This window comes from Pseudomonas sp. FP2254 (assembly GCF_030687695.1).
GTDB lineage: Bacteria > Pseudomonadota > Gammaproteobacteria > Pseudomonadales > Pseudomonadaceae > Aquipseudomonas > Aquipseudomonas quebecensis.
In genome coordinates this window covers 4,587,507-4,610,166 of sequence record NZ_CP117444.1, presented here as the reverse complement: position 1 = coordinate 4,610,166, position 22,660 = coordinate 4,587,507, and the positions used below count along the sequence as shown (strand labels likewise).

Sequence of the window (22,660 nt, the reverse complement as noted above, 5' to 3'; positions counted from 1 at the left end):
CAACACCTATTTACCTTGCGTACAATCGCGCACCCTGAACTTCCTGGGCAGCACCTGCCTTACGCAATTGCATTAGGGACGTCCATCCCATGCAGCCATGCCAGCCAATACCTCTTCTTATAAAGCGCTGGGTGAGCAGGATTATCGGAGAAATACCATGTCGTACGCAGTAATTGTTACTGGTGGCAAGCAATACAAGGTCGCCCCAGGTGAATACCTGAAGATCGAAAAACTGGAAATCGCTACCGGCGAATCCGTTACCTTTGATCGCGTTCTGTTGGTCGCCAATGGCGATGACGTGAACATTGGCGCTCCAGTTGTTGCTGGCGCTACCGTTGTGGCTGAAGTGATCTCCCAAGGTCGTCACGATAAAGTCCGCATCATCAAGTTCCGTCGTCGTAAGCACCACATGAAGCGTATGGGCCACCGCCAGTGGTACACCGAGATCAAAATCACCGGTATTCAGGCTTAATTTCAGCCTAATTCCTCACTAGGAGAATTGACTCATGGCACACAAAAAAGCTGGTGGTAGTACCCGTAACGGTCGCGACTCAGAAGCCAAACGCCTTGGCGTGAAGATGTATGGCGGCCAGAAAATCATTCCGGGCAACATCATCGTGCGTCAGCGCGGCACCCAATTCCACGCCGGTTACGGTGTTGGCATGGGTAAAGATCACACCCTCTTCGCGAAAATCGAAGGCGTGATCAAGTTTGAAGTAAAAGGCGCGTTCAACCGCCGTTACGTGAGCGTTGTCGCCGCTTAATTGCGCGATCGCTGGAAAAGCCCTGTCTTGCGACGGGGCTTTTTCGTTTGTGGAATGAGTCTCTTGCAAAGCTGTTTGTGATGGGCAAAAGCAGCGGATTTTGCGGATGTTGCTTGAGGTCGCTGCGCTCATTTTTGCAAGAGTCTTATGTCTTGGTTTCTTAAGCTCGTCCATGCGACGAGAGGCGTTTTGTTATGAAGTTCGTTGATGAAGTTTCCATCCGAGTAAAAGCAGGCGACGGCGGTAACGGTTGCATGAGTTTCCGTCGCGAAAAATTCATCGAAAACGGTGGCCCCAACGGTGGCGACGGCGGTGACGGCGGTTCCATCTACATGATGGCCGACGAAAACCTCAACACCCTGGTCGACTACCGCTACACACGGCACTTCGATGCCGAGCGCGGCTCCAACGGTGGCAGCACTGACTGCACCGGTAAGAAAGGTGAAGATCTGGTCCTGCGCGTACCGGTCGGCACCACGATCATCGATTCCGCGACCCAGGAAGTGATCGGCGACCTGACCAAGGCCGGCCAGAAGCTGATGGTCGTGCAGGGCGGCTGGCACGGTCTGGGGAACACCCGATTCAAGTCCAGTACCAACCGTGCGCCGCGCCAGACCACGCCGGGCAAGCCGGGCGAGCAGCGCGACCTCAAGCTGGAAATGAAAGTGCTGGCGGATGTGGGCCTGCTGGGCCTGCCGAACGCCGGCAAGAGCACCTTTATCCGTTCGGTATCGGCCGCCAAGCCGAAAGTTGCCGACTATCCGTTCACCACCCTGGTACCCAACCTGGGCGTGGTCAGCGTCGATCGCTGGAAAAGCTTCGTAATCGCCGACATTCCCGGCTTGATCGAAGGCGCTTCCGACGGTGCGGGCCTGGGTATCCGCTTCCTCAAGCACTTGTCCCGCACCCGTTTGCTGCTGCACCTCGTCGACATGGCGCCGCTGGATGACACCAGCGCACCGGACGCCGCCGAAGTGATCGTCAGCGAGCTGACCAAATTCAGCCCGTCGCTGGCCGAGCGTGATCGTTGGCTGGTACTGAACAAGTGCGACCAGATTCTCGAAGAAGAGCATGAAGAGCGCGTCAAGGAAATCGTCGACCGCCTGGAGTGGGAAGGTCCCGTCTACGTGATCTCGGCCATTGCCAAAGAAGGCACCGAGCGCCTGACGCGCGACATCATGCGCTACCTGGAAGACCGTGCCGACCGCCTGGCCGCCGATCCGGTGTTCAAAGCCGAACTGGCCGAACTCGACCAGCGCATCGAAGACGAGGCCCGCGCCCAGCTGCAGGCCCTGGACGACCAGCGTGCCCTGCGTCGCAGCGGCGTGAAGTCGGTTCATGACATCGGTGACGATGATTGGGACGAAGAAGACGTGGATGACGAAGACGGTCCGGAAATCATTTACGTGCGCGACTGATTCGTTGCAGTAAACTTAAGCGCCGCTCACTCGAGCGGCGTTTTGGTATCTGTAGTCTTTAAAGCAGTCACGAATAACGTTATGGGCGGCGCTGGGTCGCGCGGCCCTCACTCTAAGGTTGAAGATGATGCGGAGCAAAGTGACAGGTGCGCAGCGCTGGGTCGTAAAGATCGGCAGTGCGTTGCTGACGGCCGATGGCAAGGGTCTGGATCGCGCAGCCATGAGCGTCTGGGTCGAGCAAATGGTGGCCTTGCATGAAGCGGGCGTGGAGTTGGTGCTGGTGTCGTCCGGAGCGGTTGCCGCCGGGATGAGCCGCCTCGGCTGGACCGCGCGACCCAGCGCGATGCACGAGCTGCAGGCCGCGGCCGCCATCGGTCAGATGGGCCTGGTGCAGGCCTGGGAATCGAGCTTTGCCGAGCATGGTCGCCACACCGCGCAGATCCTGCTGACCCACGACGACCTGTCCGACCGCAAGCGCTACCTCAATGCCCGCAGCACCTTGCGCGCGCTGGTGGAGCTTAAGGTGATCCCGGTGATCAACGAGAACGACACGGTGGTCACCGACGAAATCCGCTTCGGCGACAACGACACCCTGGCCGCGCTGGTGGCCAACCTGGTGGAAGCCGACCTGCTGGTGATCCTCACCGACCGCGACGGCATGTTCGACGCCGACCCGCGCAACAACCCCGATGCGCAGCTCATTTATGAAGCGCGTGCCGACGACCCGGCGCTCGATGCCGTGGCCGGCAGCGTCGGCGGCGCCCTGGGCCGCGGTGGCATGCAGACCAAGCTGCGTGCCGCGCGCCTGGCCGCCCGTTCCGGCGCGCACACGATCATTGTCGGTGGGCGCCTGGAGCGCGTGCTGGACCGTCTCAAGGCCGGCGAACGCATCGGCACGCTGCTGTCGCCGGAGCGCGGCATGCTGGCGGCACGCAAGCAGTGGCTGGCGGGGCATCTGCAAACCCGTGGCACCCTGGTGCTGGACGACGGCGCGGTTTCGGCGTTGTCCCAAGGCAACAAAAGCCTGCTGCCGGTCGGCGTCAAGTTGGTGCAGGGCAGTTTCCGCCGTGGCGAGATGGTGGTGTGCGTGGCGCCGGATGGTCGCGAGATCGCCCGTGGTCTGGCCAATTACAGTGCCCTGGAAGCGCAGAAGATCATCGGGCAGCCGTCCGACGCGATTGTCGGTCTATTGGGTTACATGGCGGAACCGGAACTGGTGCACCGCGATAACCTGATCCTGGTTTAACCAAAGGAATACACAATGCGCGTACTGAAAGGATTGCTCGGCCTGCTGGTGGCCATGCCCCTGCTGGCCTCGGCCGAAGAAATCGGCCAAGTGTCGACAGTGTTCAAGTTTGTCGGCCCCAACGATCGAATCGTGGTCGAAGCGTTCGATGACCCCAAGGTCGACGGTGTGACCTGCTACCTCTCGCGCGCCAAGACCGGCGGCGTGAAGGGCGGGCTGGGCCTGGCCGAAGACCGCGCCGAAGCCTCTATCGCCTGCCGCCAGGTAGGGCCGATTCGCTTCAAGGGCGAACTCAAGGACGGCGACGAAGTCTTCAAGGAACGCACCTCGCTGGTGTTCAAAACCATGCAGGTGGTGCGCTTCCTCGACAAGAAGCGCAATACCCTGGTGTACCTGGTCTACAGCGACCGCCTGATCGAAGGCAGCCCGCAGAACGCGGTGACGGCCATTCCGATTTTGCCGTGGCCGACCGCTCAGTAACCGGCGGGCGAGTTTTGTCATCGGCGTCTATGATTCCAAGCTTGCGGTCTGTAATCTCGAAACGCCGCAATGCAAAGAATATGGGATATCTGGAGTTCGTCATGAGTGTTTTCCACGACCTGAAACTCAAAGCTCTGGACGGGCAAGAGCTGCCGCTGGCGCGTTTCAAGGGGCAAGTTGTGCTGGTGGTCAACGTCGCATCCAAGTGCGGTTTAACCCCGCAATACGCGGCGTTGGAAAACCTTTATCAGCAATACAAGGCCAAGGGGTTCACCGTGCTCGGCCTGCCTTGCAACCAGTTTGCGGGCCAGGAGCCGGGCACCGAACGGGAAATCCAGGACTTCTGCAGCCTGAACTATGGGGTGACTTTCCCACTGGCCAGCAAGATTGAAGCCAATGGCCCGGAGCGTCACCAGCTGTACCGTATCCTCGCGGGGGAGGGCGCTGAGTTTCCGGGCGATATCACCTGGAACTTCGAGAAATTCCTGTTGGGCAAGGATGGTCGCGTGCTTGCGCGCTTCTCGCCGCGCACGGCACCGGATGATCCCACCGTCGTTCAGGCCATCGAAAAAGCCTTGGCCTGATTCCCTGACCTGCAGGCGCCAATGCGCTCCTGCAGGTGTCCGTCATTTCTAAGCTTTAATCACCCAGATCAATAGTGCTACTCAGCGCGCAACGCCGCCCATATTATCCACGTCATAATTCAGACCTTCGTGGAGTGCTCCCATGCCTGCCCAAGCCTTGTTCAAACCTTTCCAGCTCGGTGCACTGCAACTGTCGACCCGCGTGGTCATGGCGCCAATGACCCGTTCGTTCTCGCCCGGTGGCGTGCCCAATGCCAAGGTCGTCGAGTACTACCGTCGACGCGCGGCCGCCGGTGTGGGCCTGATCATCACCGAGGGCACAGTGGTCGGGCATCAAGCGTCCAATGGCTACCCCAACGTCCCACACTTCTACGGCGAAGCCGCCCTGGCCGGCTGGAAGACCGTGGTCGATGCAGTGCACGCCGAGGGCGGCAAGATCGTTCCGCAGTTATGGCATGTGGGCAGCGTGCGTCGCCTTGGCACCGAACCTGACGCCAGCGTGCCGGCCTACGGGCCGATGGAAAAACTTAAGGATGGCAATGTGGTTGTCCACGGCATGACCGTCCAGGACATCAAGGAGGTGATCGGTGCCTTCGCCCAAGCGGCCAAAGATGCCCAGCGCATCGGCATGGACGGCGTGGAAATCCACGGTGCCCACGGCTATTTAGTGGACCAGTTCTTCTGGGACGGCAGCAACCAGCGCACCGACGAATATGGCGGTAGCCTGGCCAACCGCTCGCGTTTTGCCATCGAACTGATCCAGGCCACCCGCGCAGCCGTCGGCCCGGACTTTCCGATCATCTTCCGGTTTTCGCAATGGAAGCAGCAGGACTACACCGCGCGGCTGGTGCACACCCCTGAAGCATTGGGTGAATTTCTCAAGCCTTTGTCGGACGCGGGTGTGGATATTTTCCACTGCTCCACGCGGCGTTTCTGGGAGCCGGAGTTTGAAGGTTCAGATCTCAACCTGGCCGGCTGGACCCGTCAGCTCACCGGTAAACCGACTATCACCGTAGGCAGCGTCGGCCTGGATGGCGAGTTCCTGCAGTTTATGGTCAATACCGATAAGGTCGCTCAACCTGCAAGCCTGGAAAAATTGCTGGAGCGTCTGAATAACGATGAATTCGACTTGGTCGCCGTGGGTCGCGCACTGTTGGTGGATCCGGACTGGGCGTCGAAAGTGCGTGAAGGGCGCGAAGGCGACATCCTGCCGTTCAGTCGTGAGGCGTTGACGACACTGGTGTAGAACTCAACAGAGCCGCGCTTGAGGATCACGTCAGTGGCAGTCTTAAACGGGGGGCGGGTATTGAATATCCGCCCCCCGCTTCTCGTCAGGCCGACTGGCCTTGCGGCCTGAGGTCTTGTGTTAAGCCTTTATTGGTTAAGCCCAATAAGTGTCGTCGGGTTGGTTGGAATACGCCCTTTGATAGTAAGGCGTGTGGTCAGGCAGTGAAGGTCTGTCAGCTTGCCGCAAGTGATAGCCACCGTCGTAGGGTGGACGTTGCCCGCCGTTGTGCTCGGGCTGCCAGGTGTTTTCAGGGCGCACGGCGTAGGGGCGATAGCCGCCGTTGTGAGGTGGGCGTTGCCCGCCGTTGTGCTCTGGTTGCCAGGTGTTTTCAGGGCGCACGGCATAGGGGCGATAGCCACCGTTGTGAGGTGGGCGTTGCCCGCCGTTGTGCTCGGGCTGCCAGGTGTTTTCAGGGCGCACGGCGTAGGGGCGATAGCCGCCGTTATGAGGTGGGCGTTGCCCGCCGTTGTGCTCTGGTTGCCAGGTGTTTTCAGGGCGCACGGTGTAGGGGCGATAGCCACCGTTGTGGGGCGGGCGTTGCCTGTCGTCATGCGCAGTTTGCCAAGCATTGGCGGGGCGTTGCGGTTGCGGGCGGTTCCAGCCATGGCTTGCGCCGTGGGAAGGGTTCGACGAGCCGTTCGGGGACGGGCGTATCTGCAACTCCCCTTGAGTGTGGGAGGGCTGAGGATGCAGCGTGAATGACCCATTTATCAGTGTCGACATAGCGCTCTCTATCAATGTCCAGTATCGATGGCCTGCCTGGTTCGAGCGTGTTTCGCTGGGAAACACCATCGGATGGCAGGTGTCATCTAGGTGGCGCTGATTCGCACACCGTTCCAGAAATATCCTGTTGTGGTGCGCCGATTCGTGCGGCCTCAAGGCGAGATTCCCCGTGCAGAGGCCAGAACCCAGGCGCAGCAGAGGCAGGAGGGCGAACGGGCTTACGTCATTTGCGGAGCGTTCAACGAACGTAGGGCAGCGTTGGCACCGTCAAATGCTCCCCGCACACATCGCGTAACTGGTTCTCGAATTGCTCGATGATCGCTGGCCAGCCTTGGCGGCTGGCATGCTGGCGTGCATTCAGACGCGCCCTGCGCAAGTGTTCGCTTTCTTCAAGCAGCCAGTTGGCCGCGTCGCAAAAGGCATCTTCATCCCCTGGCATCGCCAATGCGCCGCTGTAACCGTGGCGAATGTGCTGGGTTGCGGCCGCCTGGTCGTATGCCACTACGCCCAAGCCAGAGGCCATGGCCTCCAGCACCACATTGCCGAAGGTTTCGGTCAGGCTGGGAAACAGGAACAGGTCGCCGCACGCGTAATGCTGTGCCAGGCTTTCTCCGCGCTGGCTGCCGCAGAAGATCGCGTCGGGAAGATCGCGCTCCAACTGGGCCCGTTGCGGGCCATCGCCGACGATGATCAATTTCAGTCGGCGCTGTGGATAAGTTGCGCGCAATGACTCAAAACAGCGCTTGAGCAGGCCCAGGTTTTTTTCCTGGGCCAACCGACCGACGTGCAGCACCGCCACGTCATCATTGGCCAGCCCCCAGCTTTCCCGCAGGGCATTGTCGCGCTTGGCCGGGTGGAACAGCTGGCTGTCGACCCCGCGCGACAACATGCCCAGGCGTTCGAAATGCCGGCGCTCCAGCTCCAGGCGCTGGCTGGCACTGGGCACCAACGTCAAGTCGGAGCGGTTATGAAACCAGCGCAGGTAGTGCGTGACCATCCGGCTCAACAGGCTCAGACCGTACTGGTTCGAGTACTGCTGGAAATTGGTGTGGAAGCCGCTCACCACACTGATCCCCAGGCGCCGCGCGGCCCGCAGCGCCGACAGCCCCAGCGGGCCTTCCGTGGCGATGTACAGCACATCAGGGCGTTGGCGCGTCCAGCGTCGCAGCAACTTGTGCATCGACGACTGACCCCACTGCAAACCCGGATAGCCGGGCAGAGGCCAGCCGCGGCACAGCAGCAATTGGTCGTCGCTGGGACGGCTCTGATCAACGCCCTGTCGCGGACGCACCAGTTCGATTAGATGGCCGCGGGCGCGCAAGCCATCACACAGGCGGCCAAGGGTATTGGCCACCCCGTTGATCTCTGGCGGGAAGGTTTCGGTAATCAGGGTGATGTGAAGCGAAGCTGTCGTCATGACCCCCAGTCTCGCTGTGGGCCATGTCGTCAATGTGTCATCGGTATGATGGATTTATGACCGGGTCACTTTTGCTTGGCGCACCATCGTTTCGGCGCCTTGTTCACGCACCCAGAATAACGTGGCGCCGGCCACCGCCGCCGGCATCATCAGCAAATTGACCACCGGCACCAGCAGCACCAGGTAGACGACGCCGCCGAAGCTCAAGCTCTGCCAGCGCTTCTGACGCAGCCAGGCGAGCATTTCGTTCCAGCCCAGTTTGTGGTTGTCCGCCGGGTAGTCGATGTACTGGATCGCCATCATCCACACGCCGAACAACAGCCACAGCGGCGCGGCAATCAAGTTGACCACCGGGATAAACGACAGAATAAACAGGCCGATGGCGCGTGGCAGGAAGTAGCCCAGCTTGCGCATTTCCCGGGCCAGGGTGCGGGGGATCATGGCGACCAGCTCGCTCCAGCTGAACGGCGGGAAGTCATCGGTGCCACGCACCACCACTTCGACCTTTTCCGCCAGGAAACCATTGAACGGCGCTGCGATGATGTTGGCGAGCAGGGTGAAGGTGAAAAACACCATCAGCACAACCAGCACCACAAACAGCGGCCACAGCAGGTAATTGAGAAAACTCAGCCAGCCGGGCAGGGTCGGCATCAACTGGTCGACCCACAGGCTGAACTGATGGCCGGCAAAATAAATCAGCCCGACGAACAGCACGAGGTTGATCGCCAGCGGCAGCAGCACAAACAGCCGCAGGCCGGGGCTCAGCACCAGTTTGAGGCCTTCTCGCAGGTATTGCGGGCCGGAAAGAGCAGGGGCGGGCATGAGGTACTCCGAGCAGAATGACGAACGCGCCGACCTTACCGGCTTTGCCGGCATGGCGAAAGCACGGTCAGTGTGACGACATCAAAGGTAACAAAGGCGTCGATCAAGGATGTCGACTGCATAGAGACCGCCTATGAGCTGGATTGTTATTGCGTATTTCCTTAATCTTGCCCCCCTCTATACGCTGCACCCATTATTTTTCAGGATCCGCGAGTTCAAGCCTTCCCCAAGTGCTTCGCGGTCCTTTTTTATTCCAGCCGTCTTGTTGTCCGGGCGGTCGATAGGAGCGAGTCATGTCTGATACCCGTCATTCGCGAGTGATTATTCTCGGTTCCGGCCCTGCCGGTTACAGCGCTGCCGTCTATGCCGCCCGTGCCAACCTCAAGCCGTTGCTGATCACCGGCATGCAGGCGGGCGGTCAGCTGACCACCACCACCGAAGTCGACAACTGGCCTGGCGATGTCCACGGTCTGACCGGCCCGGCGTTGATGGAACGTATGAAAGAGCACGCCGAGCGCTTTGAAACCGAGATCGTGTTTGATCACATCAACAAGGTCGACTTCTCCAAGAAACCTTACAGCCTGACCGGCGACAGCGGCGTGTACACCTGTGACGCGCTGATCATTGCCACCGGTGCCAGCGCCCGCTACCTGGGCCTGCCGTCGGAAGAAGCGTTCATGGGCAAAGGCGTGTCCGCCTGCGCCACCTGCGACGGTTTCTTCTACCGCAACAAGCCGGTCGCCGTGGTCGGTGGCGGCAACACTGCCGTGGAGGAGGCGCTGTACCTGGCCAACATCGCCAGCACTGTGACCCTGGTCCACCGCCGTGAGACGTTCCGCGCCGAGAAGATCCTGATCGACAAGCTGCACGCCCGTGTCGCCGAAGGCAAGATCATCCTCAAGCTCAACGCCACCCTGGACGAAGTCCTGGGCGACAACATGGGCGTGACCGGTGCTCGCTTGAAAAACAACGACGGCAGCTTCGATGAGCTGAAAGTCGACGGTGTGTTCATCGCTATCGGCCACACCCCGAACACCTCGCTGTTCGAAGGCGTGCTGGAAGCCAAGGACGGTTACCTGGTGGTGAAGGGCGGTCGTGAAGGCAATGCCACCGCCACCAACATCGAAGGCATCTTTGCTGCCGGCGATGTGGCCGACCACGTGTACCGCCAGGCCATCACCTCGGCCGGCGCCGGTTGCATGGCGGCTCTGGATGCCGAGCGTTACCTCGACGGTTTGAAGGATGCTGCGTTCTAAACCGTTGAAATAAGAAAACCGGCTGCGAGGCCGGTTTTTTTATGGGTGCCATTTAGAGGTGGGAGAGACTTGCCCCAATGGCAGTGGTTCGGTCAATGCATCGGTGACTGACATACCGCTATCGGGGGCAAGCTAACTCATTTTCACCTGCAACTGACTCAGGATTTGCGGGCCAGGGGTTGTGCGGCAAATTTCACGCCTGCCAACCCATGGGTAATCAACGCGCGAATATTGGCATGGTCACTGCCCTCAGGCGTCGCCAGCACCGAGCGGTAGTGCTCCCCAAACGCCAGCAGCGCTTGCTGGTCGCTCAAGCCTTCCAGCAAGGCCAAACCCAAGGTTTTGCACGAGCCTTCGTTCTGCCCGGCAGCATTTTCTACCTCGCCATTGGTGAAGGCCTGCGGCTGGTAATTGTAACCGGCCGCGACGAACGCCAGGGTATCGGCAAAAACGTGCTCGCCGCTGTTCAAGCTGGCGCGCAGGGTATTGAGATCAGTCATGGGAGTTTCCTTTGGCGAACGCCGCCTGTTGTTCGGCGCTGGCTTCTTTCTGGTATTGAGCTTTCCACTCGGCGTACGGCATGCCGTACACCACTTCACGGGCGTCATCGAGGCTCAGCTCGATCTGGCGCTCATCGGCCTCGGCCTTGTACCACTTGGACAGGCAGTTGCGGCAGAAGCCGGCGAGGTTCATCAGGTCGATATTCTGCACATCCTTGCGGCTGTCCAGGTGCGCTACCAAGCGACGGAAGGCGGCGGCTTCGAGTTCGAGGCGTTGTTGATCGTTCATAGCGGGGCTCTTCGAGGCAGCTTCAAGCGGGTAAGCTTCAAGCTGCAAGTTGGAATGGGGTTGGCCTTTAGCCTGCAGCTTGTAGCTAGCGGCTTGCAGCTAACGTTATCGACACCGATTCGGCAAAGCGCAGCGCATGGGGCTTGTCCACTTCGACCTCGGCGTACAACACCGATTCATTGCTCATCACCAGGTCCAGCAGTTCCTGGGTCAGGCGCTCGAGCAGGGCAAAGCGGTTGCCCTCGACGTGGGCAATGATTGCCTTGGTGATGGTGCGGTAGTTCAAGGCATGGTCGATGTCATTGTCGCGCACCGCTTCCTGGGCCGCATACAGGATGGTCAGGTTGATCAGCACGTCCTGCTTGTTGAGGATTTCGTCCTCATTGATGCCGATATAGGTGCGCAGGCACAGGTCCTTGACCCGGATGCGCGCCATGCCTGGTTGAAGTTGTGGCATTGCTACTTGCTCCGTCCAATCAGTTGCAGGAACTCCGTGCGCGTGGTGTTCGACTCGCGGAACGCGCCGAGCATCACCGAGGTGTTCATGGTTGAATTCTGTTTTTCCACGCCGCGCATCATCATGCACATATGCTTGGCCTCGATCACCACGGCCACGCCGGCGGCCTGGGTTACCTCCTGGATCGCATCGGCGATTTGCCGCGTGAGGTTTTCCTGGATCTGCAGGCGCCGGGCGAACATGTCGACGATGCGCGCCAGCTTTGACAGGCCCAGCACCCGGCCGGTCGGGATATACGCCACATGGGCCTTACCGATAAAGGGCAGCAGGTGATGCTCGCACAGTGAATACAATTCGATGTCCTTGAGGATCACCATTTCGTCGTTGTCGGAGGCGAAGAGCGCGCCGTTGACGATTTCTTCCAGGTTCTGCTCGTAGCCATGACACAGGTATTGCATGGCTTTGGCGGCGCGCTTGGGGGTGTCGAGCAAGCCTTCGCGCTCCGGGTCTTCGCCCAGGCCCTTGAGGATCTCGCGGTAATGGTGGGGCAGGGAAAAGGTCATACAACATCCTCAAAACGGCTTACTTGATATGCCGCCCGCCGTTGACGGTCAGGGTGGTACCGGTGACATAAGGGTTATCCAGCAGGTAACGCACGCTCTGGTAGATCACGTCGGGGCCGGGTTCGATGCCCAGCGCCGACTTGGCGAGCACCCTGGCACGGTAGGCCGCATCGTCACCTTCGTTGAACATGACCATCGCCGGCGCAATGCCGTTGACCTTGATCAGCGGCGCGAACTGCGCGGCGAACGACAGCGTGAGGCTGTCGAGCCCGGCCTTGGTGGCGCAATAGGCGATATGCTGGCGGCTGCCCTTGCGCACCACATCATCGCTGATATGCACGATATCGGCCGGTGAAGAACGTTGCAGCAAAGGTGAACAATGCAGGTTGATCAAGTACGGCGCAAGCATGTGCACGTTGAACATGTCGATAAACGCGCGGCTCTCGTCACCCGGCGTCTCGGCGACCCAGGCCGAGGCGTTGTGAATGATCGCGCGCAGGCTTTGGGTGTGGGTGTTCACCTGAGCGATAAACGCCAGCACCCCGGCCTCGCTGGAGAAATCAGCGAACAGGCCGACCGCACCGCGGTCACGAAGGGCTTGAACGCCGGGGCGTTCGCTGCGGTAACTGAATATCACTGGCTGGCCCTCGTCCAGCAGGCGATGGGCACAATGCAGGCCGACACGCTGGCCGGCACCGGTGATCAGGATCGGGGCGTTCGTTGCAGACATGGGAGGCTCGCGTCGCTGGCAGGCTCGAATCATACCAGCGACGCGGCGCCCCTGTACCTACGCCGCCGCTTCGGTAGGCTTGCCCGGCGGTGGGCTGGGGTGCAGCCAGTTCGCCAGCAGGTGGGTCGACAAGGGAATGAACAGGTAAACCATCAAGGGCGTGAGTGCCAGGGTACTGACCAGCACGCGCGGCACCAGGGCCAGCTCGTTGAGCAGCGGCCCCAGGCCAAAGTTGAACAACAGCGACACCGGAAAAAACGCCAGCCAGATAGCCACTGCCTGCTTCCAGCGCGGTGGGCGCGCACCTGCTGCGCCGAACCAGCCGTCGATGCCGCGCACGCGATGCTCCGACGGGTCGGCAAACAGCTCGCTGCCGCGGCCCAGCCAGGCACTGCGCGAGGCGGAAAACTCCCAGGCGTGCAGGGTTTGCTCATCGGCAAAGCGGAAAATGATCTGGAACTCATCGTCATTGGGCGGCGGCGCCAGTACGCCGGAGCCCAGGTAACCGGGAAAATCGGTGGCCAATTGCTCGCCTTCGCGCAGCCAGGCCATCAGTTCTTCATAGCGTCCCTTGGCCACGCGGCGCGCAACCATCAGGGTAACGGGGGAGGTAGACATTGTGTATCTCCAAATGAACGGGCGCGGTTGGCCGGGTAGGCGGCGCGCGGACGAGGCTGCGGGGTGAGGCAGCGACGTAGAAAAAACAGGCAAGGATTATTCCCGAATCCACCGAATACACCAGCGGCATTGGTCCGAAAATCGCGGACCTTGAAAAGGACAGCTTTAAAGGCGTTAAATGCGCGTTCAATTACCGTTGGTTTTATGGTCGTCAATGCCCGTGATCCATGCTCCCGTTGATAGTGTTTCGCAACCAGACTCGATAGATTTCAACGAGCTGTTTCCGATCCGTGAAGTGTCCAGAATGACAGGTATCAACCCGGTCACCCTGCGTGCCTGGGAGCGACGCTACGGCTTGATCGAGCCCAAGCGCACCGAAAGTGGGCATCGGCTGTACACCCGCGACGATATCCAGACGGTCAGTCGCATCCTCGAGTGGATCGAGCGCGGGGTGGCCGTCAGCAAAGTGGGCAGGATCCTCGCCCGCGAACAGCAGCAGGCCGATGCAGTGCGTGCCGAGGGCGATGTGCTGCAGGCCTTTGAGTGGTCACAATTGCAGGCGCGCCTGAGGCAAGCGGTCAGTGCCTTCGATGATCGGCAACTGGAAAGCCTGTACGGCCAGGTGCTAGCCACCTATCCGATCAGTGTGGCGTTCCAGGACATCTTCATGCCGCTGTGGAACGAACTGTTGCGCCATCAGGGCCGCTTCGGCCAGGCCAGCGAATGGCTGTTCTTCGATGTATTCCTTAGGAGCCATGTGCTGCAGCGCCTGCAGTTGGCAAGCCTTGGCGCGGCTCCCCGTGTCTTGATGGCGGCGTTGCCGGGCGAGTGCCGTAAGTTGGAGCTGCTGGTGGCGGCCGCCCTGTTGGCGCGCGATGACCTGGTCGTAAAGGTGCTGGGCATGGGCCAGCCGTTCGATGAGTTGACGCTGGTGTGCCAGAAGACCCGTCCCCAGGCGCTGGTGCTGTTCTCCAACCACTCACATAACCAAGACCTGGCGGTGCGCTTGAATCGTCTCGCACAGACCCTGGATTGCCCGTTGTTCATCGCCGGCGCTGCGTCGGACCTGGCCGAGCACGACCTGGCAGGCTCCTCCATCGGTTGCCTGGGCAATGACGGGCCCGTGATGCTACGCCGCTTGCAGCAGTATCTGAGCGGCACGCTCGATACCTGACCTCAAGCGTGAACGTGCGGATGCGCCAGGCGGTGCTGATGCAGGATGAAATGGCGCAGTCGCTCGGTTTCGTCCGCATCGCTCTGGCTCAAGCGATACGCAAACAGGCCACGCGCCGTTACCCGCTGCAACGTGCCACGCAAGGCGATGCGTTCGTAGCCCGAAGGGCTGAACCACAGCGCGAAGGTTTTCGGCGGCTTGAAGCGGCCACGACCCTCGACCAGCACACCCTTGAACGACACTTCATGCACCCACAGCGCGCCGGGGTTGCCTCGGATATTTTCCAAGGCCACCGGCGTCTCCAGCACCAGGCGCCACGGGCGGATCATGGGGCCGTCTTCGAAAATGCTCGGCACCCCCAGGCGCAGATGCACCGCGTTGAACTCGTCCTCCACCAAGTGCAGGGGAAACGTCAGTTGCTGGTTGTCGAATTGGGCCTGGATGGTGACATGGTCGTGAGCGGCGAGTCGGGTGAGCAAGTCGCGGATCTGCGCACCGCCGTTGACCGTCAGGCTCGACGAAGCGTCCCGCAGGTTCAACTGCGGGTTGTGCTGCATGTTCTGAATGAAGTCCAGTTCATCCTGGGTCAGAAGCGCGTTGCGTGGCATCGCCGTTTGCTCAGTAGAAGTGCTAAAAGGCCATTATCCCCCTTAGTGACCGATGTTTCTAAATTTTGTTTGAGCCACTTGTCGCGCGAAGCGTCGCAAGTTCGGCCTTGACCTCAGCCAGTTCGGCCTCCAGTTGGGCCACGCGCTGCTGGGCCTTGACCTGCAGGGTCACGTCTTTTTGCACGCCGACAAAGTAGGTCTGCCGGTCAGCCTCGTTGTACACCGTCGACAGCGATAATTCATTCCAGAAATGGCTGCCGTCCTTGCGGTAATTGCGCAGGATCTCACGGCACACCCCGCCGCTTTCCAGAGCGTCGCGAATGGCCATCAGCGCCGGCTGGTCGCGGTCGCCGGATTGCAGGAAACGGCAGTCCTGATAGAGGATTTCATCCAGCGTGTAGCCGGTCAGCCGTTCGAACGCCGGGTTGACGTAGATCAGCGGCTTGTCCTTGCCTTCGCGTTCGGCGACGACGATGCCGTCGTTGGAAGCGTTGATCACCAGTTGCATCAGCTTGGCATTAATCATTGAGCGGTCCATGGCTTGTGGTGGGAAAGAGGAGTGTATGGCACCCGTTGAATCTTGCACCAGGCGCCGCGAAATAGTTGCGTCAGCTGTTAATATCCCACGCTTTCGCTCAACTACAGGATCAGATTGATGAAAGTCGCCATCCTTTCCGGCTCGGTGTACGGCACCGCAGAAGAAGTGGCTCGCCACGCTGTCGTCATCCTCGAAGCCGCAGGTTTACAAGCCTGGCACAACCCTCGCGCCACCCTGGCGGACGTGCAGGCTTATGCACCTGACGCACTGGTGGCGGTCACGTCCACCACCGGCATGGGGGAACTGCCCGACAACCTCCAGCCCCTGTATTGCGCGCTGCGCGAGCAACTGCCCGGCGCCTTGCGCGGTTTGCCCGGCGCGGTCATCGCCCTGGGCGACGCCAGCTACGGCGATACCTTCTGCGCCGGTGGCGAGCAGATGCGTGAGTTGTTCGTCGAGCTGGGCGTGCGCGAAGTGCTGCCGATGCTGCGCCTGGACGCCAGCGAAAGCGTGACGCCCGAAAGCGACGCCGAACCCTGGCTGGCCGAGTTGGTCGCTGCCCTGCGCGGTTGATCGGGTCGACACCCAAGCGCCCATCGTTCCGGGGGCGCTTGTATGGATTTCTACTATTCTCAGTACGTGACTCGTACAGTCATCAAGCTGGCTGCCAAGGCGACTCCGCCGGCCAGGGCGTCTGACTAGACTGGCCCAACCCTTAGAACAATAAGAACGTGCGTCCAGGAGGTCATCACCTTGAGCCTAGCCCCGGTTGTATCCCCACAGAATGTCCAGGCCCAGGTCAGCACTGCCGAGTGGCAGGCACGCGTCGACCTCGCCGCGTGCTATCGCCTGGTGGCGATGCATGGATGGGACGATCTGATCTTCACCCATATCTCAGCCAAAGTGCCCGGCACCGACGATTTCCTGATCAACCCCTACGGCCTGATGTTCCATGAGATCACCGCGTCGAGCCTGGTCAAGGTCGACCAGGCCGGCAACAAACTGATGGACAGCCCCCATGAGATCAACCCGGCCGGCTACACCATCCACAGCGCCATCCATGAAGTGCGCCATGATGTGACCTGCGTGCTGCACACTCACACTGCCGCCGGGGTCGCGGTGGCCGCGCAGAAGCAGGGCGTGCTGCCCATCAGCCAGCAATCGATCTTTGTGCTCTCCAGCCTGGCCTGCCACGCTTACGAGGGCGTCGCGCTGAACCACGAGGAAAAGGCCCGCCTGCAGGCCGACCTGGGCGACAACCAGTTCCTCCTGCTGCACAACCATGGCCTGCTCACCTGCGGTGCCAGCATCGCCGACACTTTTCTGATGATGTTTATCTTCCAGCGCGCCTGTGAAATCCAGGTGCTGGCGCAAACCGGCGGTGCCGAGTTGATCAGCATCGAGCCGCAGATTCTCGCCGGAGCCAAGGCCATGGGCGCGGCTGTTACCAAAAGTGCCCAAGGCATGGGCGGCGCGCTGGCCTGGCCGGCGTTGCTGCGTAAGTTGGACCACCAAAACCCTGGGTATGAAACCTGATGCCAATCGCCGAGATCCCGCTTCGAGCCTGGCGCAAGCGTGGCCAGGATTTCGACTTTCATGGCCACACCATCCGTTACTGGGTAGCGGGCCAGGGTGAACCGCTGTTGCTGCTCCACGGTTTCCCCACGGCCAGCTGGGACTGGCATTACTTGTGGCAAGCCCTGACCCAGCGCTATCTGGTGATCGCCTGCGACATGCTCGGTTTCGGCGATTCGGCCAAGCCCCTGGACCATGGCTACTGCCTGCTGGAACAGGCGGACTTGCAGCAGGCCCTGCTTGAACACCTGCGTGTGCAGCCGCCGGTGCATGTGTTGGCCCACGACTATGGCGACAGCGTCGCTCAGGAATTGTTGGCGCGGCACTATGAAGGCCGGTTCCAGATGGCCAGCTGTGTGTTTCTCAACGGCGGCCTGTTCCCGGAAACCCATCGCCCGGCGCTGGTGCAAAAACTGTTGCTCAGCCCCCTGGGCTGGATGATCGGGCGGGCCTTCGGGCGCAATGCCTTGTCCAAAAGCTTCAGCCAGATTTTCGGGCCCGCTACCCGCCCCAGCGAAAGCGCCTTGGATGACTTCTGGAGCCTGATCAGTTGCAACGACGGCCCGCGCATCCTGCACAAGTTGATTTCCTACATCCCCCAGCGCCGACGCCTGCGCGAGCGCTGGGTGCAGGCCATGCAGGGCGGTGACGTGCCGCTGCGGGTGATCGATGGCGAGATCGACCCGATTTCCGGGGCCCATATGGTGGCGCGCTACCAGCAGTTGGTGCCGAATGCCGACACGGTGCTGCTGGCCAATATCGGCCATTACCCGCAGATCGAAGCGCCGGTGCAGGTGCTCAAGCACTACCTGGCGTTTCGCGATCGAATCGGGCGGCCGGCGTCGCAGGTGGCTTATTCCTGAGCGGCATCGCTTGTTGCCGCAGGCGCGCGGCGATTATCCCCGTGCCTTATCGCGCACCATTCAGCCGCGACCGTAGTTATTGTGACCAAAGGCGCTGTGCCTGACACTCCAGCCATCCCCATTGTCGCCCTAGGAGTTCGGTATGAGTGAGTCAGTGCAGTTCCAGGATAAGGTCGTGATCGTCACCGGTGCCGGCGGCGGCTTGGGCCGTGCCCATGCGCTGTTATTCGCCCGGCATGGCGCCAAGGTGCTGGTCAACGATCTCGGCGGCTCCACCCAGGGCGAGGGCGCCAGCGCGTCGGCCGCTGACCGCGTAGTGGCCGAGATCCGGGCGGCCGGCGGAATCGCCGAGGCCAACCATGATTCTGTCACCGACGGTGACAAGATCGTGCACAACGCTCTCGATGCGTTCGGCCGTATCGACGTGGTGGTCAACAACGCCGGCATCCTGCGGGACAAGACCTTTCATAAAATGGACGACAGCGACTGGGACATGGTTTACCGGGTGCATGTCGAAGGTGCCTACAAAGTCACCCGCGCCGCCTGGCCTCATCTGCGTGAGCAAAGTTATGGCCGGGTGATCTTCACCGCGTCCACCTCGGGCATCTACGGCAATTTCGGCCAGTCCAACTACGGCATGGCCAAGCTTGGCCTCTACGGCCTGACCCGCACCCTGGCGCTGGAAGGCCGCAAGAACAACATCCTGGTCAACGCCATCGCCCCCACCGGCGCCACACGCATGACCGAAGGCCTGATTCCGCCGCAAGTGTTCGAGCGCCTCAAGCCGGAGCTGGTCAGCCCGCTGGTGGTGTACCTGGGCAGTGAAGCCTGCCAGGAAACCTCGGGACTGTTCGAAGTCGGCGGCGGCTGGATCGGCAAGACCCGCTGGGAGCGCAGCCTGGGCGTGGGCTTCGACCCCGAGGCCGGGTTTTCGCCGGACGACGTGGCGGCGCATTGGGCGCAGATCTGCGACTTCGAAGGCGCCGCCCACCCCAAGGACACTATCGAGGCGTTGAAGGAGATGATGGCTAACTTGCAGAAATACAGCCTGTGATCGTTGTCTGAACGCGGGTCAATCCTACGGGGCGCTGATGGCGCCCCGTTTTATTTCAGGCATAAAAAAGGCCGCTGCAAAGGCAGCGGCCGAAGTAAGACGTTTGATCAAGGAGCAACAAATCAACGTCAGTGAACACCGGTAACGGATTGAAAAAACACATCAATCCATTGAAGCTCAGCTTGTCTTCCAAACTTGGAAGCGGGCGGATTGCCCTGAAAGCCCGACAAGAATAGCTGGTTGTAACAAGATGAGTAATAGCGCTTCAGGACAAGGACTGTTACCGATCCGGCAACAGTCCCTGGCGCCATCCATGTTCCTGATAACCCTCCATCCACCCTGCGCATGCCCCCGCCCGCACCCCAGCCAGAGCGGCCTGTCATCCTTTCGAGCGACAGCACGAATCCCTCCTTGGTGCGCTTATCGCTCCTGACGCGCGGCAGTAGGGTGGGGCCTTCTGTCACTCACCGGGGAAGACGCATGACAAAAACAACAATGCGCGCCATCTTCACGCCACAGGCGCTGGCCGCTGCGGTTGCGTTGGGTTGCTGTGCCCACGCGCAGGCTGTTTCGTTCAACATTGGCGAGATCGAAGGGCAATTCGATTCGTCGTTGTCGGTGGGGTCGAGCTGGGGTATGCGCGACGCCGACAAGAAACTGGTCGGCACCGTCAACGGCGGTACGGGCCAGGCTTCCACGGGGGATGACGGACGCCTCAATTTCAAGAAGGGCGAGACCTTCTCCAAAATCTTCAAAGGGTTGCACGACCTCGAACTGAAGTACGGCGATACCGGCGTGTTCGTGCGCGGCAAGTACTGGTATGACTTCGAGCTCAAGGACGAAGACCGCGAATTCAAGCCAATCAGCGACCACAACCGTAAGGAAGGCGCCAAATCCAGCGGCGCAGAGATCCTCGACGCGTTCGTCTACCACAACTATTCCCTGGGCGACCTGCCGGGCACCGTGCGCGCCGGCAAGCAGGTGGTCAGCTGGGGCGAAAGCACTTTCATCGGCAACTCCATCAACAGCATCAACCCGATCGACGTCTCGGCATTCCGTCGGCCGGGCGCCGAGATCAAGGAAGGCCTGATCCCGGTGAATATGCTGTTCGCTTCCCAGAGCCTGACCAATCAACTCACGGTGGAAGGCTTCTATCAGCTGGAATGGGACCAGACCGTGCTGGATAACTGCGGCACTTTCTTCGGCGGCGACGTGGCGGCGGACGGTTGCACCAATAATTACACCGTCGGCAACCCGGCCATTCGCCCGTTGCAACCTGTTGCGGCGGCGTTCGGGCAAGGCTTTGGCGTGGTCAACGAAGGCGTGATCGTGCGGCGTGCCGGCGACCGCGATGCGCGGGATTCCGGACAGTTCGGCGCCGCGTTGCGCTGGCTGGGCGACGACACCGAGTACGGCCTGTACTTCATGAACTACCACAGTCGTACGCCGACCGTGGGCACTATCACCAACAACACCAGCCTGGCCACCCTCGGCGCCATCGCCGGCGCCGCCAATCGCCTGGCCCCCGGCTCAGGCGCAGGCCTGGTGCAGAGCGTGATGCTCGGTCGTGGCCAGTACTACCTCGACTACCCGGAAGACATCCGCCTGTTCGGTGCCAGTTTCTCCACGACCTTGCCCACCGGCACGGCCTGGACCGGGGAAATCAGCTACCGACCGAATGCGCCGGTGCAACTGAACACCACCGATCTGACCCTGGCCTTGATCAATCCGGTCGCCGGGCAAGCGGCCTCGCCGATACGCAGCAACTTCGGGGATGACAATACCGGCTACCGTCGCAAGGAAATCACCCAGATCCAGAGCTCCATGACCCAGTTCTTCGACCAGGTGCTGGGCGCCGAACGGTTGACCGTAGTGGGCGAAGCCGCTGTCGTCCACGTGGCTGGCCTGGAAGATAAATCCAAGCTGCGTTACGGCCGCGACTCGGTGTACGGCGCTTACGGATTCCAGGGCGATACCGACGGTTTCGTTACATCCACGTCCTGGGGTTATCGCGCGCGGGCAATCCTGGACTACAACAACGCGATCGCCGGGGTGAACCTCAAGCCCAACCTGTCCTGGTCCCATGACGTTGCCGGCTACGGCCCCAACGGGCTGTTCAACAAAGGCGCCAAGGCCATCAGCGTGGGCGTCGATGCCGACTACCGCAGCACCTACACCGCCAGCCTCAGTTACACCGACTTCTTCGGCGGCGACTACAACACCCTGACCGACCGTGACTTCCTCGCCCTCAGCTTCGGCGTGAACTTCTGATTTGGCTTAAAGAAGGACAAGAACGTATGCGTAAGACAATTGCAGTGTTGGCCCTCAGCCTGTTGGCCGCCAACGTATGGGCAGCGGTTTCCCCGGAAGAGGCCGCCAAGCTTGGTACCACCCTCACCCCGGTGGGTGCCGAGAAGGCCGGTAACGCCGATGGCTCTATCCCCGCCTGGACCGGCGGCATCCCTAAAAACGCCGGCGCGGTGGACAGCAAAGGCTTTCTCGCCGACCCATTCGCCAGTGAAAAACCGCTGTTCGTGATCACCGCCGCCACGGTGGACAAGTACAAGGACAAACTCTCCGACGGCCAGGTGGCGATGTTCAAGCGCTACCCCGAGACCTACAAGATCCCGGTCTACCCCAGCCACCGCACGGTCAACCTGCCGCCGGATATCTACGAGTCGATCAAGCGCAGCGCGCTGAACGTCAAGGCGATCAACGACGGCAATGGCCTGGAGAACTTCACCGGCAATCGCTACTACGCATTCCCGATTCCCAAGAACGGCGTGGAAGTGCTGTGGAACCACATCACCCGCTACCACGGCGGCAACCTGCGCCGCATCATCACCCAGGCCACCCCACAGACCAACGGCAGCTACACGCCGATCCGCTTCGAGGAAGAAGTGGCGGTGCCCCAGGCCATCCCGGATATCGACCCGGCCAAGGCGGCCAACGTGTTGAGTTACTTCAAGCAATCGGTCACCGCGCCGGCGCGCCTGGCGGGCAACGTGCTGCTGGTGCACGAAACCCTCGACCAGGTGAAGGAGCCGCGCCTGGCATGGATCTACAACGCCGGTCAGCGCCGCGTACGGCGTGCCCCGCAGGTGTCCTATGACGGGCCGGGCACCGCGTCGGACGGCCTGCGCACCACCGACAACTTCGACATGTTCTCCGGTGCGCCCGACCGTTATGACTGGAAGCTGGTGGGCAAGAAAGAGATGTACATCCCCTATAACAGCTACAAGCTTGACTCGCCGTCGCTCAAGTACGACGACATCATCAAGGCCGGCCACATTAATCAGGATTTGACCCGCTACGAGCTGCACCGCGTGTGGGAAGTGGTCGGCACGGTCAAACCGAGCGAGCGGCACATCTATGCCAAGCGCCACATGTACATCGACGAGGACAGCTGGCAAGTCGCGCTGGTGGATCACTATGACGGTCGTGGCCAACTGTGGCGGGTCGCCGAAGGCCATTCACAGTTCTACTACGACCATCAGGTGCCGGCGTACACCGTGGAGACCCTGTATGACTTGATCGCCGGGCGTTATATCGCGCTGGGGATGAAAAACGAGGAGAAGAGCAGCTTCGTGTTCGGGTTTGCGGCCAAGGCGGCGGACTACACGCCGGCGGCGTTGCGGGCGGAAGGCGTGCGCTGATCCCTGATCAAAGGTGGGAGGAGGCTAGCCCCCTCCC

27 protein-coding genes are annotated in these 22,660 nt (G+C 61.0%); 15 read left to right on the top strand and 12 right to left on the bottom strand.

Translation table 11 applies throughout. The annotated features are described in order from the left end of the window. Nucleotides 1-157 precede the first annotated feature (157 nt). The 7 genes from rplU (at nucleotide 158) to PSH94_RS21195 (ending at nucleotide 5,738) form a co-directional block, all read left to right on the top strand. Nucleotides 158-472: a 50S ribosomal protein L21 gene (gene rplU, locus PSH94_RS21225; protein WP_003176051.1), complete on the top strand. Its 315-nt coding sequence runs from the start codon at nucleotides 158-160 to the stop codon at nucleotides 470-472. 34 nt (nucleotides 473-506) lie between these two features. Then, nucleotides 507-764: a 50S ribosomal protein L27 gene (gene rpmA / locus PSH94_RS21220; protein ID WP_003176049.1), complete on the top strand. Its 258-nt coding sequence runs from the start codon at nucleotides 507-509 to the stop codon at nucleotides 762-764. Between the two features lie 194 nt (nucleotides 765-958). After that, the gene (gene cgtA / locus PSH94_RS21215) at nucleotides 959-2,182 is read left to right on the top strand and encodes an Obg family GTPase CgtA (protein WP_010206489.1); all 1,224 of its coding nucleotides are present in this window, start codon (nucleotides 959-961) and stop codon (nucleotides 2,180-2,182) included. A gap of 127 nt (nucleotides 2,183-2,309) precedes the next feature. After that, nucleotides 2,310-3,428, top strand: a complete 1,119-nt coding sequence (gene proB / locus PSH94_RS21210; RefSeq protein WP_181078868.1) for a glutamate 5-kinase — start codon at nucleotides 2,310-2,312, stop codon at nucleotides 3,426-3,428. A gap of 15 nt (nucleotides 3,429-3,443) precedes the next feature. Then, a complete protein-coding gene (locus PSH94_RS21205; protein ID WP_181078792.1) occupies nucleotides 3,444-3,908 on the top strand; it encodes a CreA family protein in 465 nt (154 codons plus the stop codon). 101 nt (nucleotides 3,909-4,009) lie between these two features. Next, entirely contained in the window at nucleotides 4,010-4,492 is a 483-nt protein-coding gene (locus tag PSH94_RS21200) for a glutathione peroxidase (RefSeq protein WP_253509332.1), read from the top strand. Between the two features lie 142 nt (nucleotides 4,493-4,634). Further along, nucleotides 4,635-5,738, top strand: a complete 1,104-nt coding sequence (locus tag PSH94_RS21195) for an NADH:flavin oxidoreductase (RefSeq protein WP_305435704.1) — start codon at nucleotides 4,635-4,637, stop codon at nucleotides 5,736-5,738. Between the two features lie 135 nt (nucleotides 5,739-5,873). Here PSH94_RS21195 and PSH94_RS21190 read toward each other — a convergent pair whose 3' ends face one another. The 3 genes from PSH94_RS21190 to cysZ all read right to left on the bottom strand — a co-directional run bounded on the left by PSH94_RS21190 (nucleotide 5,874) and on the right by cysZ (nucleotide 8,742). Next, nucleotides 5,874-6,503: a hypothetical protein gene (locus PSH94_RS21190; RefSeq protein ID WP_305435702.1), complete on the bottom strand. Its 630-nt coding sequence runs from the start codon at nucleotides 6,501-6,503 to the stop codon at nucleotides 5,874-5,876. A gap of 238 nt (nucleotides 6,504-6,741) precedes the next feature. Further along, on the bottom strand, nucleotides 6,742-7,920 hold the full coding sequence (locus tag PSH94_RS21185) for a glycosyltransferase family 1 protein (RefSeq protein ID WP_181078784.1): 1,179 nt from the start codon (nucleotides 7,918-7,920) through the stop codon (nucleotides 6,742-6,744). A 54-nt stretch (nucleotides 7,921-7,974) separates the two neighbouring features. Then, nucleotides 7,975-8,742 carry a sulfate transporter CysZ gene (cysZ, locus tag PSH94_RS21180; RefSeq protein WP_181078782.1) on the bottom strand — a complete coding sequence of 256 codons (768 nt, stop codon included), beginning with the start codon at nucleotides 8,740-8,742 and terminating at the stop codon, nucleotides 7,975-7,977. 293 nt (nucleotides 8,743-9,035) lie between these two features. Here cysZ and trxB point away from each other — a divergent pair, with 293 nt between their 5' ends. Then, nucleotides 9,036-9,998 carry a thioredoxin-disulfide reductase gene (trxB, locus tag PSH94_RS21175; RefSeq protein WP_181078780.1) on the top strand — a complete coding sequence of 321 codons (963 nt, stop codon included), beginning with the start codon at nucleotides 9,036-9,038 and terminating at the stop codon, nucleotides 9,996-9,998. Nucleotides 9,999-10,156: 158 nt separating this feature from the next. Here the strand turns inward: trxB and PSH94_RS21170 are convergent, their stop codons facing one another. From PSH94_RS21170 to PSH94_RS21145, 6 genes are all read right to left on the bottom strand, one after another. Beyond that, on the bottom strand, nucleotides 10,157-10,498 hold the full coding sequence (locus PSH94_RS21170; protein ID WP_305435700.1) for a HopJ type III effector protein: 342 nt from the start codon (nucleotides 10,496-10,498) through the stop codon (nucleotides 10,157-10,159). After that, entirely contained in the window at nucleotides 10,491-10,787 is a 297-nt protein-coding gene (locus PSH94_RS21165) for a DUF1244 domain-containing protein (protein ID WP_181078777.1), read from the bottom strand. Before PSH94_RS21165 ends, PSH94_RS21170 begins: the two co-directional genes overlap by 8 nt. Before the next feature lie 85 nt (nucleotides 10,788-10,872). Continuing rightward, nucleotides 10,873-11,244 (bottom strand): dihydroneopterin triphosphate 2'-epimerase, encoded by a 372-nt coding sequence (gene folX / locus PSH94_RS21160; protein WP_003176029.1) that lies wholly within the window; start codon nucleotides 11,242-11,244, stop codon nucleotides 10,873-10,875. 2 nt (nucleotides 11,245-11,246) lie between these two features. Beyond that, the gene (gene folE, locus PSH94_RS21155) at nucleotides 11,247-11,807 is read right to left on the bottom strand and encodes a GTP cyclohydrolase I FolE (protein WP_181078775.1); all 561 of its coding nucleotides are present in this window, start codon (nucleotides 11,805-11,807) and stop codon (nucleotides 11,247-11,249) included. Between the two features lie 19 nt (nucleotides 11,808-11,826). Then, on the bottom strand, nucleotides 11,827-12,537 hold the full coding sequence (gene folM / locus PSH94_RS21150) for a dihydromonapterin reductase (RefSeq protein WP_305435698.1): 711 nt from the start codon (nucleotides 12,535-12,537) through the stop codon (nucleotides 11,827-11,829). Between the two features lie 57 nt (nucleotides 12,538-12,594). Next, complete coding sequence (locus PSH94_RS21145) at nucleotides 12,595-13,155, bottom strand: antibiotic biosynthesis monooxygenase (RefSeq protein ID WP_181078771.1); 561 nt, start codon at nucleotides 13,153-13,155, stop codon at nucleotides 12,595-12,597. A 214-nt stretch (nucleotides 13,156-13,369) separates the two neighbouring features. Here PSH94_RS21145 and PSH94_RS21140 point away from each other — a divergent pair, with 214 nt between their 5' ends. Next, nucleotides 13,370-14,329, top strand: a complete 960-nt coding sequence (locus tag PSH94_RS21140; protein ID WP_305437746.1) for a MerR family transcriptional regulator — start codon at nucleotides 13,370-13,372, stop codon at nucleotides 14,327-14,329. 2 nt (nucleotides 14,330-14,331) lie between these two features. Here PSH94_RS21140 and PSH94_RS21135 read toward each other — a convergent pair whose 3' ends face one another. Then, nucleotides 14,332-14,937, bottom strand: coding sequence for a hypothetical protein (locus tag PSH94_RS21135; protein ID WP_181078767.1), 606 nt, complete (start codon nucleotides 14,935-14,937; stop codon nucleotides 14,332-14,334). Between the two features lie 58 nt (nucleotides 14,938-14,995). After that, nucleotides 14,996-15,463: a PAS domain-containing protein gene (locus PSH94_RS21130; protein ID WP_266246685.1), complete on the bottom strand. Its 468-nt coding sequence runs from the start codon at nucleotides 15,461-15,463 to the stop codon at nucleotides 14,996-14,998. A gap of 129 nt (nucleotides 15,464-15,592) precedes the next feature. Between PSH94_RS21130 and PSH94_RS21125 the strand changes: the two genes are divergently transcribed. The 4 genes from PSH94_RS21125 (at nucleotide 15,593) to PSH94_RS21110 (ending at nucleotide 18,967) form a co-directional block, all read left to right on the top strand. Next, entirely contained in the window at nucleotides 15,593-16,048 is a 456-nt protein-coding gene (locus tag PSH94_RS21125) for a flavodoxin (RefSeq protein ID WP_181078763.1), read from the top strand. A 180-nt stretch (nucleotides 16,049-16,228) separates the two neighbouring features. Beyond that, nucleotides 16,229-17,011, top strand: coding sequence for a class II aldolase/adducin family protein (locus PSH94_RS21120; RefSeq protein ID WP_266246680.1), 783 nt, complete (start codon nucleotides 16,229-16,231; stop codon nucleotides 17,009-17,011). After that, nucleotides 17,011-17,913, top strand: coding sequence for an alpha/beta fold hydrolase (locus PSH94_RS21115; RefSeq protein ID WP_181078759.1), 903 nt, complete (start codon nucleotides 17,011-17,013; stop codon nucleotides 17,911-17,913). Before PSH94_RS21120 ends, PSH94_RS21115 begins: the two co-directional genes overlap by 1 nt. Nucleotides 17,914-18,055: 142 nt before the next feature. Then, a complete protein-coding gene (locus PSH94_RS21110) occupies nucleotides 18,056-18,967 on the top strand; it encodes an SDR family oxidoreductase (protein ID WP_305435695.1) in 912 nt (303 codons plus the stop codon). Nucleotides 18,968-19,095: 128 nt separating this feature from the next. On the opposite strand, the gene PSH94_RS21105 is transcribed toward PSH94_RS21110, so the two are convergent. After that, entirely contained in the window at nucleotides 19,096-19,368 is a 273-nt protein-coding gene (locus PSH94_RS21105; protein WP_305435693.1) for a hypothetical protein, read from the bottom strand. A 79-nt stretch (nucleotides 19,369-19,447) separates the two neighbouring features. Between PSH94_RS21105 and PSH94_RS21100 the strand changes: the two genes are divergently transcribed. Together PSH94_RS21100 and PSH94_RS21095 are read left to right on the top strand one after the other, a co-directional pair. Beyond that, nucleotides 19,448-21,238 (top strand): DUF1302 domain-containing protein, encoded by a 1,791-nt coding sequence (locus PSH94_RS21100; RefSeq protein ID WP_181078754.1) that lies wholly within the window; start codon nucleotides 19,448-19,450, stop codon nucleotides 21,236-21,238. A 26-nt stretch (nucleotides 21,239-21,264) separates the two neighbouring features. Then, nucleotides 21,265-22,623: a DUF1329 domain-containing protein gene (locus PSH94_RS21095; RefSeq protein ID WP_181078751.1), complete on the top strand. Its 1,359-nt coding sequence runs from the start codon at nucleotides 21,265-21,267 to the stop codon at nucleotides 22,621-22,623. Nucleotides 22,624-22,660: the final 37 nt, after the last annotated feature.

Excerpts from the sequence above, each read along its gene's own strand:
- PSH94_RS21135 (WP_181078767.1), bottom strand. The coding sequence starts at position 14,937 with ATGCCACGCAACGCGCTTCTGACCCAGGATGAACTGGACTTCATTCAG.
- rplU (WP_003176051.1), top strand. The coding sequence starts at position 158 with ATGTCGTACGCAGTAATTGTTACTGGTGGCAAGCAATACAAGGTCGCC.
- PSH94_RS21165 (WP_181078777.1), bottom strand. The coding sequence starts at position 10,787 with ATGAACGATCAACAACGCCTCGAACTCGAAGCCGCCGCCTTCCGTCGC.
- PSH94_RS21185 (WP_181078784.1), bottom strand. The coding sequence starts at position 7,920 with ATGACGACAGCTTCGCTTCACATCACCCTGATTACCGAAACCTTCCCG.
- folX (WP_003176029.1), bottom strand. The coding sequence starts at position 11,244 with ATGCCACAACTTCAACCAGGCATGGCGCGCATCCGGGTCAAGGACCTG.
- PSH94_RS21200 (WP_253509332.1), top strand. The coding sequence starts at position 4,010 with ATGAGTGTTTTCCACGACCTGAAACTCAAAGCTCTGGACGGGCAAGAG.
- PSH94_RS21100 (WP_181078754.1), top strand. The coding sequence starts at position 19,448 with ATGACAAAAACAACAATGCGCGCCATCTTCACGCCACAGGCGCTGGCC.
- PSH94_RS21125 (WP_181078763.1), top strand. The coding sequence starts at position 15,593 with ATGAAAGTCGCCATCCTTTCCGGCTCGGTGTACGGCACCGCAGAAGAA.
- rpmA (WP_003176049.1), top strand. The coding sequence starts at position 507 with ATGGCACACAAAAAAGCTGGTGGTAGTACCCGTAACGGTCGCGACTCA.
- PSH94_RS21130 (WP_266246685.1), bottom strand. The coding sequence starts at position 15,463 with ATGATTAATGCCAAGCTGATGCAACTGGTGATCAACGCTTCCAACGAC.
- cysZ (WP_181078782.1), bottom strand. The coding sequence starts at position 8,742 with ATGCCCGCCCCTGCTCTTTCCGGCCCGCAATACCTGCGAGAAGGCCTC.
- PSH94_RS21115 (WP_181078759.1), top strand. The coding sequence starts at position 17,011 with ATGCCAATCGCCGAGATCCCGCTTCGAGCCTGGCGCAAGCGTGGCCAG.
- PSH94_RS21195 (WP_305435704.1), top strand. The coding sequence starts at position 4,635 with ATGCCTGCCCAAGCCTTGTTCAAACCTTTCCAGCTCGGTGCACTGCAA.
- PSH94_RS21145 (WP_181078771.1), bottom strand. The coding sequence starts at position 13,155 with ATGTCTACCTCCCCCGTTACCCTGATGGTTGCGCGCCGCGTGGCCAAG.
- trxB (WP_181078780.1), top strand. The coding sequence starts at position 9,036 with ATGTCTGATACCCGTCATTCGCGAGTGATTATTCTCGGTTCCGGCCCT.
- proB (WP_181078868.1), top strand. The coding sequence starts at position 2,310 with ATGCGGAGCAAAGTGACAGGTGCGCAGCGCTGGGTCGTAAAGATCGGC.
- PSH94_RS21095 (WP_181078751.1), top strand. The coding sequence starts at position 21,265 with ATGCGTAAGACAATTGCAGTGTTGGCCCTCAGCCTGTTGGCCGCCAAC.
- PSH94_RS21140 (WP_305437746.1), top strand. The coding sequence starts at position 13,370 with ATGCCCGTGATCCATGCTCCCGTTGATAGTGTTTCGCAACCAGACTCG.
- cgtA (WP_010206489.1), top strand. The coding sequence starts at position 959 with ATGAAGTTCGTTGATGAAGTTTCCATCCGAGTAAAAGCAGGCGACGGC.
- PSH94_RS21170 (WP_305435700.1), bottom strand. The coding sequence starts at position 10,498 with ATGACTGATCTCAATACCCTGCGCGCCAGCTTGAACAGCGGCGAGCAC.
- PSH94_RS21190 (WP_305435702.1), bottom strand. The coding sequence starts at position 6,503 with ATGTCGACACTGATAAATGGGTCATTCACGCTGCATCCTCAGCCCTCC.
- folM (WP_305435698.1), bottom strand. The coding sequence starts at position 12,537 with ATGTCTGCAACGAACGCCCCGATCCTGATCACCGGTGCCGGCCAGCGT.
- PSH94_RS21110 (WP_305435695.1), top strand. The coding sequence starts at position 18,056 with ATGAGTGAGTCAGTGCAGTTCCAGGATAAGGTCGTGATCGTCACCGGT.
- folE (WP_181078775.1), bottom strand. The coding sequence starts at position 11,807 with ATGACCTTTTCCCTGCCCCACCATTACCGCGAGATCCTCAAGGGCCTG.
- PSH94_RS21205 (WP_181078792.1), top strand. The coding sequence starts at position 3,444 with ATGCGCGTACTGAAAGGATTGCTCGGCCTGCTGGTGGCCATGCCCCTG.